Origin of the sequence: Ancylobacter sp. IITR112 (assembly GCF_041415945.1) — a bacterium.
Taxonomy (GTDB): Bacteria; Pseudomonadota; Alphaproteobacteria; order Rhizobiales; family Xanthobacteraceae; genus Ancylobacter.
Genome location: NZ_JBGCUS010000001.1, coordinates 3,728,828 through 3,745,000, shown reverse-complemented (window position 1 = coordinate 3,745,000; position 16,173 = coordinate 3,728,828). Strand labels below are relative to the sequence as shown.

The following is a 16,173-nucleotide window of genomic DNA, read 5'->3' as shown; positions in this document are numbered from 1 at the left end:
GTTGCGGGCGTCGGACACCTCCATCCCGCCGTACTTCGTGCGCCACGTGTAGAAGGTCGCGTCGCTGATCCCGTGCTTCCGGCAGAGGTCCACGACCGGGATTCCGGCCTGGTGCTCCTTCAGGATCCCGATGATCTGTTCCTCGCTGAACCGGCTCTTGCGCATCGTCCGTCTCCTCTCGACGGATCCTAGCTTCTGAGCGGGGTCATTTCAGGGGGCAACGTCACACCGGCTTCGGCGTGTCCTTGGACTGCCAGAGAATGTCGAAGCCCTGCTTGTCGTTGACCGAGCCGATGAACACGCCGCGGGCGACATAGTTGTTCTCAGCCGTCATCGAGATCTTGTAGCCCGACGGGCAGTCGAAGGTCAGGCCGGCGAAGGCCTTGGAGACTTCCGGCACGTCGAAGGAACCGGCCTTCGCCGCCGCCATCGCCCACAGATGCACGGAGTCATAGGCCGACACCATCGGGTCGATGGAAACGTCGCCGCTGAAGGGCACGTTCTTGGCCTTCACATAGGACGCCCAGTTCTTCAGGAATGCCTCATTGGCCGGTCCCTTGGCGTTCTGCAGATAGGCCCAGCAATTGAGGTGGCCGACCAGCTTGGAGGTGTCGAGCCCTTCGAGATCGGCCTCCACCATGTCGAGGCCGAGCACCGGAATATCGGTGGCGAGAATGCCCTGATTGGCGAATTCGCGCATGAAATCCGGGATCGAATTGCCGACCACGGTGAGGATCACCACCGGCTGGCCGCCGCCCTGATCGGCGAAGGCGCGGATCTGGTTCACCAGCGTCTGGAAGTTGGAGAAGCCGAAGGGGACATATTCCTCCTTCCACGCGCTCTCCTTGATGCCCTTGGACGCGAAGTAGCCCTTGAGCTGCTTGTTGATGGTGCGCGGCCATACATAGTCCGAGCCCAGCATGAAGAAGCGCTTGGCGGAGACGCCCTCATCGCCCATCAGATAATCCACCGCCGGCAGCACCGAACTGGCCGGGGGCGAATTGACATAGACGACGTTCTTGGAATTCTCGTCGCCCTCGAAATGCAGGGGGTAATAGAGCAGCCCGTTCTCCTGCTCGACCACCGGCAGAACGCTCTTGCGCGACACCGAGGTCCAGCAGCCGAACAGGGCGGAAACCTTTTCCTGCTGCAGCATCTGCTTGGCGGTCTGGGCATAGAGCGGCCAGTCGGAGGCGGGGTCGGAGACCAGCACCTCGATGGTCGAGCCGTTCACGCCGCCCTTGGCGTTGATCTCGTCGGCCGCCATCTTCACCACATAGTTCAGCCGGCCTTCCAGATTGGCCATGGTGCCGGAGGAGGAGAACAGGCAGCCGAGCTTGACCGGCCCGGCGGCGCGGGCACTGCGCAGATAGGCCGGCATGGCGAGGGGAGAAGCGAGGCCGGCGGCCGCAACGCCACTCGCCTGCAGGAACGAACGCCGCGAGAACTTGACCATGGGACGGACACCTCGATGTTCGCAAGATGCCGCGAATTCTGTGGAACCCCCGCCGGGGCGCAACTTCATATAATGGTCAGCCCTGCCCAAGGGCGCGGCACCAGCCGTGCTGGCGCGTCGTTTCTGGCAGGATTGCCACTTGCCGGCGCACGCCTCTGCCCGCCCGCCACCATGCGGGCCGGGGCGAGGACCGCCCGCGCCCTCCCGCGCCGCCAAGCAACCGGGCCCGGCTGTGACGCGGCGCAGGATTTCGGTCGCGGCGCGGGGCGAGACGCGGTACTGTGCTCATATTAAGCGCATGCTTATCTGTTGTGCGGCTGACGGCCGCCGCGCCAGATGACCGGCTTGGGGTGTGGGGACAGGTTCGACCGTTCGATCCGTCAACATTCATGAGGACGATCCGATGCGACGTTCGCAGTTCACCGAAAGCGAGATCATCCACCTGATCGCGGAGGCCGATGCCGGCGTGCCGGTGGATGAGATCTGCCGCACCGCCCAGGTCTCGCTGCGCACCTTCTACCGCTGGCGCCGCCGTTTCGGCGGGCTGAGCGCGCCGGCGGTGATGCAGATGAAGGAACTGGAGGCCGAGAACCGCCGGCTGCGGGCGCTGGTGTCAAACCTGTCGCAGCAGTTGCACGCGCCCGAGCGCGCCGGCCCGCCCGGCGAGCGGCCGCACCGGCCCGGGCGCCTCCCTTTGCCGGCGGGCGCGATGCCGCCGCACCGCGCCTCGATGCTGGCGGCGGAGCGCTGCGGCGGCGCCGTGGTCGGCCGCTTTGCCTCGGTTCGCGTCACGCGCTGAGGCGCTGCCGCTTGTTTAGGCGCGCCAAATGGCAAAACTGACAGAATGATCCGGGCGGCGCGGCGGAAATAATCATTCCGCCAACCGCGTGTGCGGAGCGCGCCCGCGAATGCTGCGACAGTATCTCCCATCCGCCCCTCGCGGTGGCGCAGCGAAAACATGCCGCCCCTCGCGGCAGATTACTGCGCTCTATTTGCGCTTGCGCCAGGCTGCACCCGGTCTTTTCCTTCCCGCCGAGGCTCATGCGGCATTCAGCACGGTGGAGAGCAACCCATGTCCCGGATCACAACCGACGGCTTCAATCGTCGCGGCTTCCTCAAGACCTCGGCGCTGATCGGCGGCGGCCTCATGGCCGCGCCCTATATCGGCGGGCGCGCCAGCGCCGCGGCGCTGAAGACGGTGAATTTCAGCGAGGCGGTGCATAATCTCGGCTACATCAATCTCTATGTCGGCATGCATTCCGGCATCTTCGAGAAGAATGGCCTCGACATGAAGGTCTCCGCCGCCGGCGGCGACACCCAGACCTTCGCCGCCGTGCTCGGCGGCTCGGCCGATTTCGCCATTGGCGACGCCACCATGGCGCAGATCTCGCGCGAGAATGGCGGCCCCGGCGTGGTGGTCGGCACGGTGGTGCAGCGGGCGCATTATTTCGGCGTGTCGAAGACCATGGAGCCCTTCACCGACCCGATGGCGCTGAAGGGCAAGAAAGTCGTCACCTCGCCCGAGCCCAACACCAATTATTCCGTCACCAAGCGCATGGTGGAAAAGGCCGGCATGAAGCTGGGCACCGATGTCATCATCGTGCCGGTCAATCCCGGCACCGAGATCGGCGCCATGCTGGCGGGCCAGGCCGACATGGCGGTGGCCTACCAGCCGAGCGTCGCCGCCGCCGAGGCGCAGGGCTCCAAGGTGGTGTTCGACTTCTCCAACTATATCGGCCCGTTCTGCAACACCGGCATCATGGTGCTCCCCTCCACCATCGCCAAGGATCCGGCCATGGTGCAGGCGCTGGTGACGGCGTTCGAGGAATCCTCGCGCAAGACTTATGCCGACCCGGATTTCGCCAAGAAGGTGGCGCGGCTGGAATTCCCCGATTTGCCGGGTGAGGTGGTCGACAAGGCGATCGACGCCGAGCTGAAATACCTCATCCCGGCGCAGTCGGTGATCACCAAGCCGGACCAGTGGGCCAATCTGATGGACATGCAGCTCTATCTCGGCAACATCAAGGGCACGGTGAGCTTCGACCAGATCATCGACAATTCCTTTGCCGAAAAGGCGATCAAGCAGCTCGGGTGAGCGCGGTGGTTCCCCCCGCCACCGCCGCAGGGGCGCGCGCGCCGGCCGGTGCCGGCGTGCCGCCCCTCGTGGTCACGCAGGTCGCCAAGAGCTTCGATGCCGGCGGGCGCGTCGTGCCCGTGATCGGCGACCTGTCGCTGACGCTGAACGAGGGCGAGATCGTCGCCATTGTCGGCCCCTCCGGCTGCGGCAAGACCACGTTGCTCAACACGCTGTGCGGGCTGATCACCCCCGATTCCGGGCGGGTGAGCTGGTTCGGGCGCGACAGTGCTGGCCAGCCCGCCGGCGTCGGCTACATGCTGCAGAAGGATTTGCTGCTGCCCTGGCGCACCGCGCTGCGCAATGTGATGCTGGGGCTGGAGATACGCGGCGTGCCGTTCTCGGAGGCCGAGGAGCGGGCCCATGTGGCGCTCGACCAGCTCGGCCTGCACGGCTTTGCCGAACACTACCCGACCACCCTGTCCGGCGGCATGCGCCAGCGGGTGGCGCTGGCCCGCACGCTGGTGAATGAGCCGGACGTGCTGCTGCTCGACGAGCCCTTCGCGGCGCTCGACTTCCAGACCAAGCTCCTGATCGAGAGCGACACCGCCCGGCTGGTGCGCGAGAGCCGGCGCTCGGTGCTGCTGATCACCCATGACATCGAGGAGGCGGTGTCCATCGCCGACCGCGTCATCGTCCTGTCCAAGCGCCCGACCCGGGTGAAGGCGGTGTACGACATCGCCCTCGGCACGGAACGCACCGACATGATCGCCGCCCGCGAGAGCGCGGGATTTGTCGATTATGTCCGGCGCATCTGGGCCGATCTCGACGTGACGCGGAATTAGGAGGAACGGCATGAACGGTTCCCCGATCCCGCCCCGCCCCATGGCCGCCGCGGCCGGCGCCTCCGACCTCGCGGCGCCGGAGGCCGCCCGGCGACTCGCCGCCCACCGGCGGGCGCGCTGGCGGTCGAGCCTGCTGGTGCTGGCGAGCCAGATCGCCCTGCTCGCCGCCTTTCTCGCCTTCTGGGAATACATGACCGCCTTCGACCGGCAGGCGGCCTTCATGTTCGGCTCGCCCTCGGCCATTGCCGGCTTTCTCCTCACCATGGCGCAGGATGGCAGCCTGTGGCGCGACACCTATGTGACCGGGCTGGAGACGCTGCTCGGCTTCCTCGTCGGCAATGTGGTGGGGACGCTGATCGGCCTGTCGCTCTGGTATTCGCGCTTCGTGTCGCGGGTGATCGAGCCCTTCGTCATCGCGCTCGGCTCGATCCCGATCATCGCGCTGGCGCCGATCATCATCATCTGGTTCGGCACCGGGCTGACCTCGAAGATCGCCATGTCGACGCTCTCGGTGGTGATCGTGGCGCTGGTCACCTCCTACAAGGGCGCCATCGGCGTCGACGAAGACCAGATCAACCTGATGCGCACGCTCGGCGCGTCAAAATTCCAGATCTTCCGCAAGCTGGTGGTGCCGGCCTCGCTCACCGATATCTTCGCCGGCTTCAAGCTTACCGTCGGCTTCGCGCTGATCGGCGCCATTGTCGGCGAGTTCATGTCCTCCTCGGAAGGGCTCGGCCACGCCATCTTCAAGGCCGGCTCGCTCTACATCATCCCGAAAGTGTTCGCCGCGCTGGTCGCCACCATCGCCCTCGCCCTTCTGCTCACCTTCATCGTCGGCAAGATCGAGAAGCGGCTGATGCCCTGGCGCCGCCTCGGCTGACACGCCCCTCCCTCGCCCGCCGCAGTGCCCAGGAAACCACCATGACCCAGCGCGTCAGCAAGTCCGGCAACATCAAATATGCTTTGTCGGCACATGATGCCTTCATCGCCTCGGTATCGCCCGGCGAGACCTTCGTGGTGGAGTGCGCGATCAATGCCAATGACGGCACCATCCGCCATCTCGGCCAGCAACTGACCGAGGCGGATGTGACGCTGCCCTTCGTCAATGGCGCCACTGGCCCGATCGAGGTCAAGGGCGCCAGGCCGGGCGACATGCTGAAGCTGGAAATTCTCGGCATGGAGCTCGACACGCTGGGCTTCACTGCGCTGTGGCCCGGCATCGGCATGTTCCCGGACTGGGTGCGGCAGAAGGAGTTCGGGCTGCGCACCCATGTCGTCGAGGTGAAGGACGGCCTCGTCCACTGGAGCGACAAGGTGAAGCTGCCGGTGCGGCCGATGATCGGCGTCGCCGGCGTTGCCCCGGTGCATGGCGCGGTGCTCACCGTGGACAACGGCACCCATGGCGGCAATCTCGACGTGCAGGAAATCACCCCCGGCAACACGGTGATGTTCCGCGTCAACCATGATGGCGCGCATCTCTTCCTCGGCGACTGCCATGCGCTGCAGGGCGATGGCGAGGCCAATGGCATGGGCGCGATCGAGATCGCCGCCACGCTGACCGTGCGGGTGACGCTGGAGACGGCACCCGCGCGGCTCGCCCATCCCCGCATCGAGACGCCGACGCATATCTGCACGCTCGGCTGCGCGCGGCCGCTGGAGGACGCGATGCGCATCGCCTTCCAGGAAATGATCTACTGGCTGGAGGATGACTACGGCATCCCGGCGCCGGAGGGCTATATGCTGCTCGGCCAGATCGCCGAGGCCCGCTGCACCCAGGTGGTGAATCCGAAATACACCTATATCTGCAAGGTCGACAAAGCGATCCTCGCCCAGTTCGCGGCGTGATCCGTCGCCGGTGCCCAGTGTCTGGCTTCGGCATCAGCGCCCGGCGAAGATCGCCTTGCTGATCCTGGCATGGACGCCCCAATTGCCGTCGGCCACCTGGGTGACGCCGAAATCCACCGCCACCGACATCAGCGAGATGGCCTCGTCCTCGTCGAGGCCGTAGCGCTCCATCAGGAATTTGCGCGCGGCGCGGAAGGCGCTGCGCAGGGCGCGGCTCAGCGAGGAGCGCTTGAACACCTCGGACTGCGCGTTGCGGCCGAGTTCGCGCAGATAATTAGTGTAGCTGAAACCATGCAGCAGCCAGGCGTCGGGCGTCTCGATCAGCGGGGCGCCGAGCCCGTTGAGAAACGGCTTGTCGGTCTCGCCGCGCTTGTGCAGCACCAGCCGGATCTCGCCGGTGAGCGAGCATTCCAGCGCCGTGCCGCTGATTTCGCCATCGCCCTGCGCCAGATGCGGATCACCGATGGACAGAAGGGCGCCGGGCACCGCCACCGGCAGATAGACGGAGGAACCTTTGCCGGCGCGCCAATTGTCGATATTGCCGCCGAAATAGCCGGGCGGCACCGAATCCACCATGTCGCTCTCGCGCGGGGCCACGGCGATGAAGCCGAAATGCGGGCGCACCGGGATGCGGGCCCCCACCAGCACGCCCTCGCGCTTCTCGATCAGCCGGTGGTCGACGGGCACGCCGGGGTAGTCGATGGTTTCGTGCACGACGCCGAACGGGTCGGTCTGCGGCGCCCAGCGGAAGGAATAGACCGCCTCGGCATAGCCGCTCTCGCCGGCGGCATCGGTGCGGTAGATGGTGATGACCTCGCGCTTGCGCGGCTCGTCCAGAATGTCGTCATGGTGAAAGCCCCAGGCCGAGGCGGCGTTGGAGCCGAAGGCGGCGCCGGCATGCGCCGGGTTGGCGCAGGGGCGCGGCTTGAGATCGAGGATTTCCACTTCCAGCACGTCGCCGGGCTCGGCGCCATGGACGAAGATCGGCCCGGTGCAGATATGCACGCCGAAGCCCTCGCCCGCGCCGCGCCCGAAAATGGAGGCGTTGACCGGCCCGGCGCCGCGCCGGTCCACGGCCTTGTAGTCGGCGGTCCAGCGGAACACGCTCTCGGCCCCGGGATCGCCGGCGATCATCCGCTCATGATCGTCATAGGCGTGCTGGGTCAGGGTCTCGATCGTCACCCGCGCGCCGGAGCGCACCCGCAGGGCGGGGGCGATGCTGCGCGAGAGATAGCCCCAATGCACCGTCTCCCGCGAGACCGGCAGATGGTGATGGCCGGGCGCGACCACCTCGCGCGGGCGCACCGGCGCCGGCACATCGGGTGCCTCGGTGGCAGCTGCGGCCGCGGGCGCCGGACGGGCGGGCCGGGCGCCCGAATGCATGGGGCGGCCTCGCGTCCACCGCGTCTCCACGGTTGCGCCGGAGGATTTGCGGTAGTCGCGCGGCGAGATGCCATAGGCGGCGCTGAACACACGGCTGAAATGCGCCTGATCGGCAAAGCCCCAGCGAAAGCCGATCTCGGCGATGGAACGGTCGGCGTGCTGCGGGTTGACCAGATCGAGCCGGCACTGTTCCAGCCGGCGGTGGCGCACATAATCGGAGAAGGAGCGGTCCTGCCCCTCGAACAGCCGCTGGATGTAGCGGGCGGACAGGCCCTCGGCGTCGGCAATGTCGTTCACCGACAAATCAGGCTCGCGCAGCCGTGCCTCGATCTGGGCGCAGACGCGGGCGAGATGGGCCGCCTGCACCTGGGTGGCGTTGTCCTCCTCCGGCCGGGCCTCGGCCAGCAGCGCCGACAGCACGAGTTCGGTGATCGCCGGCTCCGCCGCCATGACATCGCCATCCTCCATCACGGCGAAATGCGAGGCAAGCGCCCGCATCAGCGGCCGGGCGGCGGCGGCGGAGACGGTTTCGCCGAGCACCAGCGTCGGCACGGTGGCGGCGCGGCCGAAGCGGCCCACCAGCCGCTCGCGCGGCAGGCAGAGCAGCAGCAGCTCGAAATCGTTGCGGAACTGCACCGAGAAGGGGTTGGCGGGGTCGCACACCCACAGATCGCCATCGGCGAATTCGGCGGCGCGGCGGCCGGAATCGGTGAGATGCCCGCGCCCATAGGTGACGAAGCCGATGAGCACCGGCGCGTCGCTCCTCGCCGGCTCCCGGGCGTTCCGGGCGGCCCGATCCAAGGCGGTGAGTTTCTGTGCCGCCGAGCGGAGCAGGGCGAAGGTCGCCTGCGTCGGCGAACGCTTGATCGAGACCTCGCCGAAATGAAACGCCTCCGTGGCGGCAAGCTGCGCCGCCAGACCGAGCGAGGCCAGCGTCTCGCGCCATGCCGCCTCCTGCTTGGAGGCGGGAAAGGCATTAATGGAGATGGGAACGGCTCGGTTCATGGACGATCCCTCGGGCTGGCGGACGGATGACGCAGGCGGCGCCTCGGCGCCAGTGAAGCACTTTGACGAATGGCGCACAAAAACTTGTCGTGGCGATCAGGGCCGGCGCTGCACAATTCCTCGTCATCTCCGCTTAACGCGCTGTAATAAAACAGTTTTAGCCAGGAGGAAGACCCGCGGCGCCATTGTGCCCCCGACAGGTTTGCCTCTTTAGGGGCATTGCTCCGGCCGCGTCGCGGCGGCTTAAGTGGCGCCGATCAATCACGGGGCGCCGCGCCTGGCGCCATCGGGACAAAGGGGAACAGCAATGGATCGTCGTGGATTCCTGGGCGCCGGTCTGGCGGGTACGGCCGCCGTCGCCACCCTCGCCGCGCCGCATGTCGCGCGCGCCCAGCAGAGCTTCAACTGGAAGATGACCAACGCCTATGGGCCCGGCGCGCCCTTCTATGTCGCCGGCCCGGGCAGCCCGACCTATTTCTGCGATCTCGTCGGCAAGATGTCGGGCGGGCGGCTCACCATCCAGCACTTCGCCGCCGGCGAGCTGATCCCGGCGCTGGAAGGCTTCGACGCCGTCTCCGCCGGCACGGTCGAGATGAACGCCGCCAATTCCTATTTCTGGGCCGGCAAGGTGCCGGCGGCGCAGTTCTTCACCTGCGTGCCGTTCGGGCTCAACTTCCAGGGCCAGAATGCCTGGATCTACCATGGCGGCGGCCTCAAGCTGTGGGAAGAGCTCTATGAGCCCTTCAACCTCGTGCCGATGCCGCTCGGCAATACCGGCGTGCAGATGTCCGGCTGGTTCCGCAAGCCGATCGAGAAGGTCGAGGATTTCAAGGGCCTGAAGATGCGCATCCCGGGCCTGGCCGGTAAGGTCTATGCGCAGCTTGGCGTCGATGTGAAGCTGCTGCCGGGCGGCGAGATTTTCCCGGCACTGGAGCGCGGCGTGATCGACGCGGCCGAGTTCGTCGGCCCCTATCAGGATCGCCGCCTCGGCCTGCAGAAGGCGGCCAAATATTACTACACCACCGGCTGGCACGAGCCGAACAACGTCACCGAACTGATCGTCAACAAGACCGCCTGGGAAAGCCTGCCGGACGACCTCAAGGAAATCGTTCGTGCCGCCGCCATGGCCTGCAACGTGCTCAGCCACACCTGGTGCGAGGCGACCAATGGCGAGGCGATGACCGACCTGGTGAAGAACCAGGGCGTGATCGCCGCGCCCTACCCGACCGCGGTGGTCGACAAGCTGCGCGAGGTGACCGCCACAACGCTGCAGCAGCTCGCCGATTCCGATCCCAAGATCAAGAAGGTCTACGACTCCTTCAGCAAGTTCGCGGCCGAGCACAGCCAGTGGGCCGGCCTGTCGGAGGCGGTGTACCAGACGCAGATCCGCAGGGGCTCATGAACGCCGCGCTGGAAAAGATCGCCCGCGGCCTCGACGCCATCGTCGAGGCCTGCGGCTGGCTGGCGGCGTGGACGGGCCTCGCGCTCGTCCTCGTCATGGCCGGCAATGTGCTGATGCGCTACGCCTTCAATACCGGCTCGGTGGCGATGCAGGAGCTGGAATGGCACCTGATGTCGCCGCTGACCCTGCTGTGCATCGCCTACACCATCAAGCATGAGGGCCATGTGCGGGTGGACATACTGTTCGCCCGCCTGCCGCCGCGCGTGCAGCAGGCGATCGACCTGTTCTCGGCGCTGGCGGTGGTGGCGCTCTCGGTCATCATCATCGTGCTGTCCTGGCGCTATGTGGCGCAGTCCTATCGCATCGGCGAGGGCTCGCCCGACCCCGGCGGGCTGCCCTATCGCTTCATCCTCAAGGCGATGATCCCGGCGGGCTTCGCGCTGCTGCTGCTGCAGAGCCTTTCCGCCACGGCGCGCGCGCTCGCCGCTCTTCTCTCCCCGATCGCGCCGCCGTCGGCGCCGTCGGACCCGGTGCCTGTCCATGCCCTATAATGAAATCCTGGCGATCGCCTGCATCGCCTCCTTCTTCGTCATGCTGTTCGTCGGGGTGCCGGTGGCGCTCACCCTGGCGATCAGCGGCTTCTTTTTCGGCTGGCTCGGCTTCGGCACCACGCTGTTCAGCCTGCTGCCGGCGCGCATCTATGGCGTCACCGCGAACTACACGCTGATCGCCATCCCGCTCTTCGTCTTCATGGGCGTGATGCTGGAGAAATCCCGGCTCGCCGACGAGCTGATGGAGGTGATCGGCCATCTCTCCGGCAGCCTGCGCGGCGGCATGGGGCTCGGCATCGTGCTGGTCGGCATGCTGATGGGCGCGACAACCGGCATTGTCGGTGCCACCATCGTCACGCTCGGCCTGCTCACTTTGCCGACCCTGCTGCGGCGCGGCTATGACAAGAGCCTGTCCTGCGGCGCGATCTGCGCCTCCGGCACGCTGGGCCAGCTCATCCCGCCCTCGACCATCCTCATCCTGCTGGCCGATATTCTCGGCGAGTCGGTCGGCACGCTGTTCGCCGCCGCGCTGATGCCGGGCCTGCTGCTCACCGGCGTGTTCTGCGTCTATATGATCGTCGTCGGCATCATCTGGCCGGAGAAGGTGCCGGCCATCCCGCTCGAGGAGCGCCGCGCCATGCCGCGCCGGGAGCTGTGGCTGAAGGCGCTGAAGGTGGGCCTGCCGCCGATTGGCCTGGTGCTGGCCGTGCTCGGCTCGATCATCGGCGGCATCGCCGCGCCGACGGAAGCGGCCAGCATGGGCGCGCTCGGCTCCATCATTGTCGCGGCGTTTGCCGGGCGCTTCACGCTGAAGACACTGGTGGACACGGTCCAGTCCACCGCCCGTATCACGGCGATGATGTTCTTCGTGCTGATCTGCTCGCAGGTCTTCGCCCTCACCTTCCGCGGCCTCGGCGGCGAGCGGCTGGTGCATGACGCCTTCGCGCTGGTTCCCGGCGGCACGGACGGCGTCCTGATCTTCATGCTGCTGATCATCTTCGTGCTCGGTTTCTTCATCGAGTGGATCGAGATCAGCTATATCGTCGTGCCGATGTTCCTGCCGCTGATGCAGAACGCCGGGGTGGACCTTGTCTGGGCGGCGGCGCTGATCGCCACCGTGCTGCAGACCTCCTTCCTCACCCCTCCCTTCGGCTGGGCGCTGTTCTACCTGCGCGGCGTCGCCCCGCCGGAGGTGCGCACCGCCGATATCTATCGCGGCGTCCTGCCCTTCATCGCCCTGCAACTGATGGCGGTCGCCCTGGTCTTCACCTTCCCCGCGGTGGCCACCTGGCTGCCCAAGGCGATCGGCTGGTAGCCGGAGGCGCGTGACATGCTGAATACGGTTCGTGCCCGCCGGGGCATGGTGACCTCGCCGCATCATCTGGCGAGCGAGGCGGGGCTGCGGGTGCTGCGCGAGGGCGGCAATGCGGTCGAGGCGACGCTGGCCATGGCCGCGACGCTGGCGGTGGTCTATCCGCATATGACAGCGATCGGCGGCGACGGCTTCTGGCTGATCGGCGCCCCCGGCGAAACCCCTGTCGGCATCGACGCCTGCGGCCGCGCCGCCGGCGCGGCGACGCCGGAACTCTACGCCAGGGCGGGTCTTGCGGCGATTCCGCAGCGCGGGCCGCTGGCGGCCAACACCGCCGCTGGCACCGTCGCCGGCTGGGGCCAGGCGCTGGCGCTGAGCGCTGAGCGCGGCGGCACCCTACCGCTGGGGCGCCTGCTGGAAGACGCGGTCTGGCACGCGCGCAACGGCTTCCCCGTCACCGCAAGCCAGAGCGAGCTGACCACGCAGAAGCTGCCCGAACTCGGTCCTGTCGCCGGCTTCGCCGACAGCTTCCTCGTGGGCGGCGCCGCGCCGGCCACGGGCGCGACGATGAGGCTGCCGGCGCTGGGCGACACGCTGGAACGGATCGGACGGGAGGGCGCGGAGAGCTTCTATCGCGGACGGCTCGCCCGCGACATCGCGCATGATCTCGCCGCGGCCGGTTCGCCGGTCTCGCTGGACGACCTCGCCGCCTGCCGTACCCGGCGGGTGACGCCGCTGCATGTCGATCTGCCCGGGCTGCGGCTGTTCAACTTCCCGCCGCCGACGCAGGGGCTGGCGTCGCTGCTCATACTCGGCATCTTTAGCCGGCTCGGTATCGCACAGCCGGAAGGCTTTGCCCATCTGCACGGGCTGATCGAGGCGACCAAACAGGCGTTTCTGGTGCGCGACCGCGTCGTCGGCGATCCCGATGCGATGGACGAGGACCCGCGCGACCTGCTCGCCGACGCGGTTCTCGACCGTCTCGCCGCGCGCATCGACCCCGCCCGCGCCCTTGCCTGGCCGGCCCCGCCCTCGGCGGGCGACACGGTGTGGCTCGGTGCCATTGACGGCGAGGGGCTGGCCGCCAGCTTCATCCAGAGCATTTATTTCGAGTTCGGCTCCGGCGTGGTGCTGCCGCAGACCGGCATTGTCTGGCAGAATCGCGGCTCCAGCTTCGCGCTCGCCGGCAGCGGGCCGCGCGTGCTCGCCCCCGGCCGCAAGCCGTTCCACACGCTCAATCCGGCGATGGCGAGCTTCAATGATGGCCGCCACATGGTCTATGGCACGATGGGCGGGGAGGGGCAGCCGCAGACGCAGGCCGCGCTGTTCTCGCGCTATGCCATGTTCGGCGAGGAACTGCAGGCGGCGATCACCGCGCCGCGCTGGCTGCTCGGGCGCACCTGGGGCGCCGAGACCGTCACGCTCAAGCTGGAGGATCGCTTCGCGCCGGAACTCGTGGGCGCCCTGCGCGCCGCTGGGCACGATGTCGAGATCGTGCCGGCCTTCGACGCGATGATGGGCCATGCCGGCGCCATTGTCCGCCGGGCGGACGGCACGCTCGAAGGGGCGGGGGACCCGCGCAGCGACGGCGCCGCCATGGGGTTCTGACGGTGCGGCGCCGGCCGGTCAGGCCGGCGTGGCGATCAGCCCGCCGCCGGCGCGGTTCAGCACCTCCATGCGCAGGCCGTAGATCGTCTGCAACTGCGAGGGCGTGACGATGTCGTCCGGCGCCCCGCGCGCCACCAGCCTTCCGCCGCTGAGGGCGAGGATCTCGTCGCAGAAGCGCGCCGCCATGTTGATGTCGTGCAGCACCGCGATGACGCTCAGCGCCTTGGCGTGCGAGAGGTCGCGCACCAGCGCCAGCACCTCAAGCTGATGGGCGATGTCCAGCGCCGAGGTCGGCTCGTCCAGCAGCAGGCATTCGGCGTCCTGCGCGACCAGCATGGCGAGCCAGGCGCGCTGGCGCTCGCCGCCCGACAGCGTGTCGACCAGCCGGTCGGCGAAGGGGCCGATGCCGGTCAGTTCGATCGCCTCCTCCACCTTGGCGCGGTCGGTCTCGGTGAAGCGGCCGAGCGCGCCATGCCAGGGATAGCGCCCGAGCGCCACCAGTTCGCGCACCAGCAGCCCGCCGGTGGGCGGCGTCGCCTGCGGCAGATAGGCCAGCTTGCGGGCGAAGCTGCGATCCTTCCACGCGCCGAGCGGGCGCCCGTCGAAGCGCACCTCTCCGGCTCCGGCCGGATGCTGGCGCGCCAGGATCTTCAAAAGCGTCGACTTGCCCGAGCCATTATGCCCGATCAGGCCGATCAGGCTTCCCTTCGGCAGCGTCAGGGTGAGCGGTTCGAGCAGCACCCGTCCGGGGACGGCGAAGCTGACGCGGTCGAGAGCGAACAGCGGCGCGGCGTCCGCAGCGGCGGCGGGGTGGGTGGGTCTCGGGTTCAAGCGGTATCCTCACCTGACGGCGGGAGTCGATCCGGCTCCCGGCTCTCCGCTTACGCCATTCCGCGGCGCGCGGTCAATTCAAGTATAGGCGGGCGGATCGGAACGATCTTATATTATAATAAGTCAAAACTATGGATGTTGAATCAAGTCAACAGCATGAATAGGGTGCGAGTCGACTCCACTCCACTCTCCTGTCTTGCGCTCCGGTTCGTGACGAGATGACTGCCCACCTTCTGGACGTGACACGGCTCTACGTCGCCGAGCAGGGGCGCCTGCGCGCCTATGTGCGCCGCATCCTGCGCAATCGGGCGAGCGCGGAGGATGTGGTGCAGCAGGCCTTCGTCAACCTCTTGGGCCGGCGCCCGGAGGCCGAGGCGCCGAGCCCGGCCTATGTCATGCAGGCGGTGCGGCATCTGGCGCTCAACCAGTTGCGCGACACGCGCCGGCGCGCCCAGATCGAGCTTTCCGGCGCGCCGCTGGACGAGATCGCCGATCTCGCTCCCTCGCCGGAAATGGCGGCGGTGCATCGCAGCGAGCTGCTGTGCCTGCTGACCGCCCTGGCCGCGCTGCCGCCGCGCCGGCGCGAGGCCTTCGTGCTCTGCCGCATCGAGGGGTTGTCCTATGACGAGGCGGCTGCGCGGATGGAGGTGTCGCGCAACACGGTGATCTCCCACATCGTCGCGGCGATGGCGGAACTCAGCCGGCGCCTGTAGGCTCCGCTCCCCGATCCGGAGGGCCGGGGCCGCGCTCCCGTCCCCCCAAACGCGCATGAGCCTTCTCCGTGACCGAACCCGTCGACACCGACGCCCTTGAATGGTTCGTGCGCCTGCGCGATGCGCAGAGCGGCGCCGATGAGCGTCGCGCCTTCGACGCCTGGCTCGCCGCCGATCCCGCGCATGGAGCCGCCTTCGCGCGGGCGGAAGCCCTGTGGCGGCGCTTCGATGCGGTCGAGCCGGAGTTCCGCCGCCTGCGCCGGGCCGGCCGGCTCGGCCGACGCGACGTGCTGCTCGGCGGGCTGGCGGCGCTCGCCGCGGCGCCGGCGGGCTATGTACTGGTCAACCGCCATATCCTGTTCGCCAGCGTGCGGACCGCCGCCGGCGAACGGCGCAGCGTCACGCTGGAGGATGGAAGCCGGGTGGAACTGGGCAGCGCCTCGGCGCTGACAATGGATTTCACCGCCGGCCTGCGCCGCGTCGTGCTGGTCGCCGGGGAGGCGTTCTTCGAGGTCGCCCCGGACCCGGCGCGGCCCTTCATCGTCGAGGCCGGGCCCGGGCGAACCCGCGCGCTGGGTACCGCCTTCGACGTGAAGCTCGGCGATTCCACCGTCGCGGTGGCGGTCGTGGAACATGCCGTCGCCGTGTCGGTGGCGAACACCCCGCCGCTGACGCTGGAGGCGGGCTGGCAGGTGAGCTACGGCCCCGGCGGCCTGACCGCGCCGGTCGAGGTGGACATGGCCCTTGTCCAGGCCTGGCGGCGCGATCGCCTGGTGTTCGAGGATGTCCCGCTCGCCGAGGTGCTGCGCGAACTGCAGCGCTACCGGCGCGGGCGCATCATCCTCATGGACCAGACTGTCGGCACCATGCCGGTGACGGCCGTGTTCGAGACCACCAATGTCGACGGCGCCCTTGCCACCATTGCGGCGACGCTTCCGGTGCGGGTGGTCGATGGCCGTCTCATTGCCCTCGTCTATGGCCGCTAGCTGAAATTTTTTTCCCCGCGCGCTCATTGGTTCGTCCCTCCCGGGTGTCTGAGCTTGTGAAGGCTGCACGACGCGCCCTTCGCAAGCGAACACAAAAGGGCAGGGTCCATGCAGCCAGGCGATATCGGGGACGGAACGGGCAGGGCATCGCGGCGCGGCGCG

Annotated in this window: 15 protein-coding genes (1 of these 15 running past the window's edge); 11 read left to right on the top strand and 4 right to left on the bottom strand. The window is 68.0% G+C overall.

The window, feature by feature from the left end; all coding sequences use genetic code 11:
• Both AAC979_RS17795 and AAC979_RS17790 read right to left on the bottom strand, forming a co-directional pair.
• The gene (locus AAC979_RS17795) for an IS3 family transposase (RefSeq protein ID WP_371346076.1) occupies positions 1 to 165 on the bottom strand (it extends 947 nt beyond the left edge of the window). Within the gene, positions 1 to 165 belong to an annotated coding region that runs on past the window's edge; the region does not span the whole gene.
• 58 nt (positions 166 to 223) lie between these two features.
• Entirely contained in the window at positions 224 to 1,456 is a 1,233-nt protein-coding gene (locus AAC979_RS17790; protein ID WP_371348228.1) for a transporter substrate-binding protein, read from the bottom strand.
• 403 nt (positions 1,457 to 1,859) lie between these two features.
• Here AAC979_RS17790 and AAC979_RS17785 point away from each other — a divergent pair, with 403 nt between their 5' ends.
• The 5 genes from AAC979_RS17785 (at position 1,860) to AAC979_RS17765 (ending at position 6,220) form a co-directional block, all read left to right on the top strand.
• Positions 1,860 to 2,255, top strand: a complete 396-nt coding sequence (locus tag AAC979_RS17785) for a transposase (protein WP_371348227.1) — start codon at positions 1,860 to 1,862, stop codon at positions 2,253 to 2,255.
• A 273-nt stretch (positions 2,256 to 2,528) separates the two neighbouring features.
• Entirely contained in the window at positions 2,529 to 3,551 is a 1,023-nt protein-coding gene (locus AAC979_RS17780; protein WP_371348226.1) for an ABC transporter substrate-binding protein, read from the top strand.
• On the top strand, positions 3,548 to 4,375 hold the full coding sequence (locus AAC979_RS17775; protein ID WP_371348225.1) for an ABC transporter ATP-binding protein: 828 nt from the start codon (positions 3,548 to 3,550) through the stop codon (positions 4,373 to 4,375). Before AAC979_RS17780 ends, AAC979_RS17775 begins: the two co-directional genes overlap by 4 nt.
• 10 nt (positions 4,376 to 4,385) lie before the next feature.
• Positions 4,386 to 5,255 (top strand): ABC transporter permease, encoded by an 870-nt coding sequence (locus AAC979_RS17770; RefSeq protein WP_371348224.1) that lies wholly within the window; start codon positions 4,386 to 4,388, stop codon positions 5,253 to 5,255.
• A 41-nt stretch (positions 5,256 to 5,296) separates the two neighbouring features.
• Entirely contained in the window at positions 5,297 to 6,220 is a 924-nt protein-coding gene (locus AAC979_RS17765; RefSeq protein WP_371348223.1) for an acetamidase/formamidase family protein, read from the top strand.
• Between the two features lie 33 nt (positions 6,221 to 6,253).
• Here AAC979_RS17765 and AAC979_RS17760 read toward each other — a convergent pair whose 3' ends face one another.
• Positions 6,254 to 8,608, bottom strand: coding sequence for an acetamidase/formamidase family protein (locus AAC979_RS17760; RefSeq protein ID WP_371348222.1), 2,355 nt, complete (start codon positions 8,606 to 8,608; stop codon positions 6,254 to 6,256).
• Positions 8,609 to 8,915: 307 nt separating this feature from the next.
• On the opposite strand from AAC979_RS17760, the gene AAC979_RS17755 reads away from it, so the two are divergent.
• The 4 genes from AAC979_RS17755 to AAC979_RS17740 are packed head-to-tail and all read left to right on the top strand — an operon-like array spanning position 8,916 to position 13,481.
• On the top strand, positions 8,916 to 10,010 hold the full coding sequence (locus AAC979_RS17755; RefSeq protein ID WP_371348221.1) for a TRAP transporter substrate-binding protein: 1,095 nt from the start codon (positions 8,916 to 8,918) through the stop codon (positions 10,008 to 10,010).
• On the top strand, positions 10,007 to 10,561 hold the full coding sequence (locus AAC979_RS17750) for a TRAP transporter small permease subunit (protein ID WP_371348220.1): 555 nt from the start codon (positions 10,007 to 10,009) through the stop codon (positions 10,559 to 10,561). The genes AAC979_RS17755 and AAC979_RS17750 overlap by 4 nt, the downstream gene beginning before the upstream one ends.
• Positions 10,551 to 11,876: a TRAP transporter large permease subunit gene (locus AAC979_RS17745; RefSeq protein WP_371348219.1), complete on the top strand. Its 1,326-nt coding sequence runs from the start codon at positions 10,551 to 10,553 to the stop codon at positions 11,874 to 11,876. Before AAC979_RS17750 ends, AAC979_RS17745 begins: the two co-directional genes overlap by 11 nt.
• 15 nt (positions 11,877 to 11,891) lie before the next feature.
• Positions 11,892 to 13,481 (top strand): gamma-glutamyltransferase family protein, encoded by a 1,590-nt coding sequence (locus tag AAC979_RS17740; RefSeq protein WP_371348218.1) that lies wholly within the window; start codon positions 11,892 to 11,894, stop codon positions 13,479 to 13,481.
• A gap of 18 nt (positions 13,482 to 13,499) precedes the next feature.
• On the opposite strand, the gene AAC979_RS17735 is transcribed toward AAC979_RS17740, so the two are convergent.
• On the bottom strand, positions 13,500 to 14,312 hold the full coding sequence (locus tag AAC979_RS17735; protein ID WP_371348217.1) for an ATP-binding cassette domain-containing protein: 813 nt from the start codon (positions 14,310 to 14,312) through the stop codon (positions 13,500 to 13,502).
• Positions 14,313 to 14,530: 218 nt separating this feature from the next.
• On the opposite strand from AAC979_RS17735, the gene AAC979_RS17730 reads away from it, so the two are divergent.
• Entirely contained in the window at positions 14,531 to 15,025 is a 495-nt protein-coding gene (locus tag AAC979_RS17730; RefSeq protein ID WP_371348216.1) for an RNA polymerase sigma factor, read from the top strand.
• A 68-nt stretch (positions 15,026 to 15,093) separates the two neighbouring features.
• Positions 15,094 to 16,011: a FecR domain-containing protein gene (locus tag AAC979_RS17725; protein WP_371348215.1), complete on the top strand. Its 918-nt coding sequence runs from the start codon at positions 15,094 to 15,096 to the stop codon at positions 16,009 to 16,011.
• Positions 16,012 to 16,173: the final 162 nt, after the last annotated feature.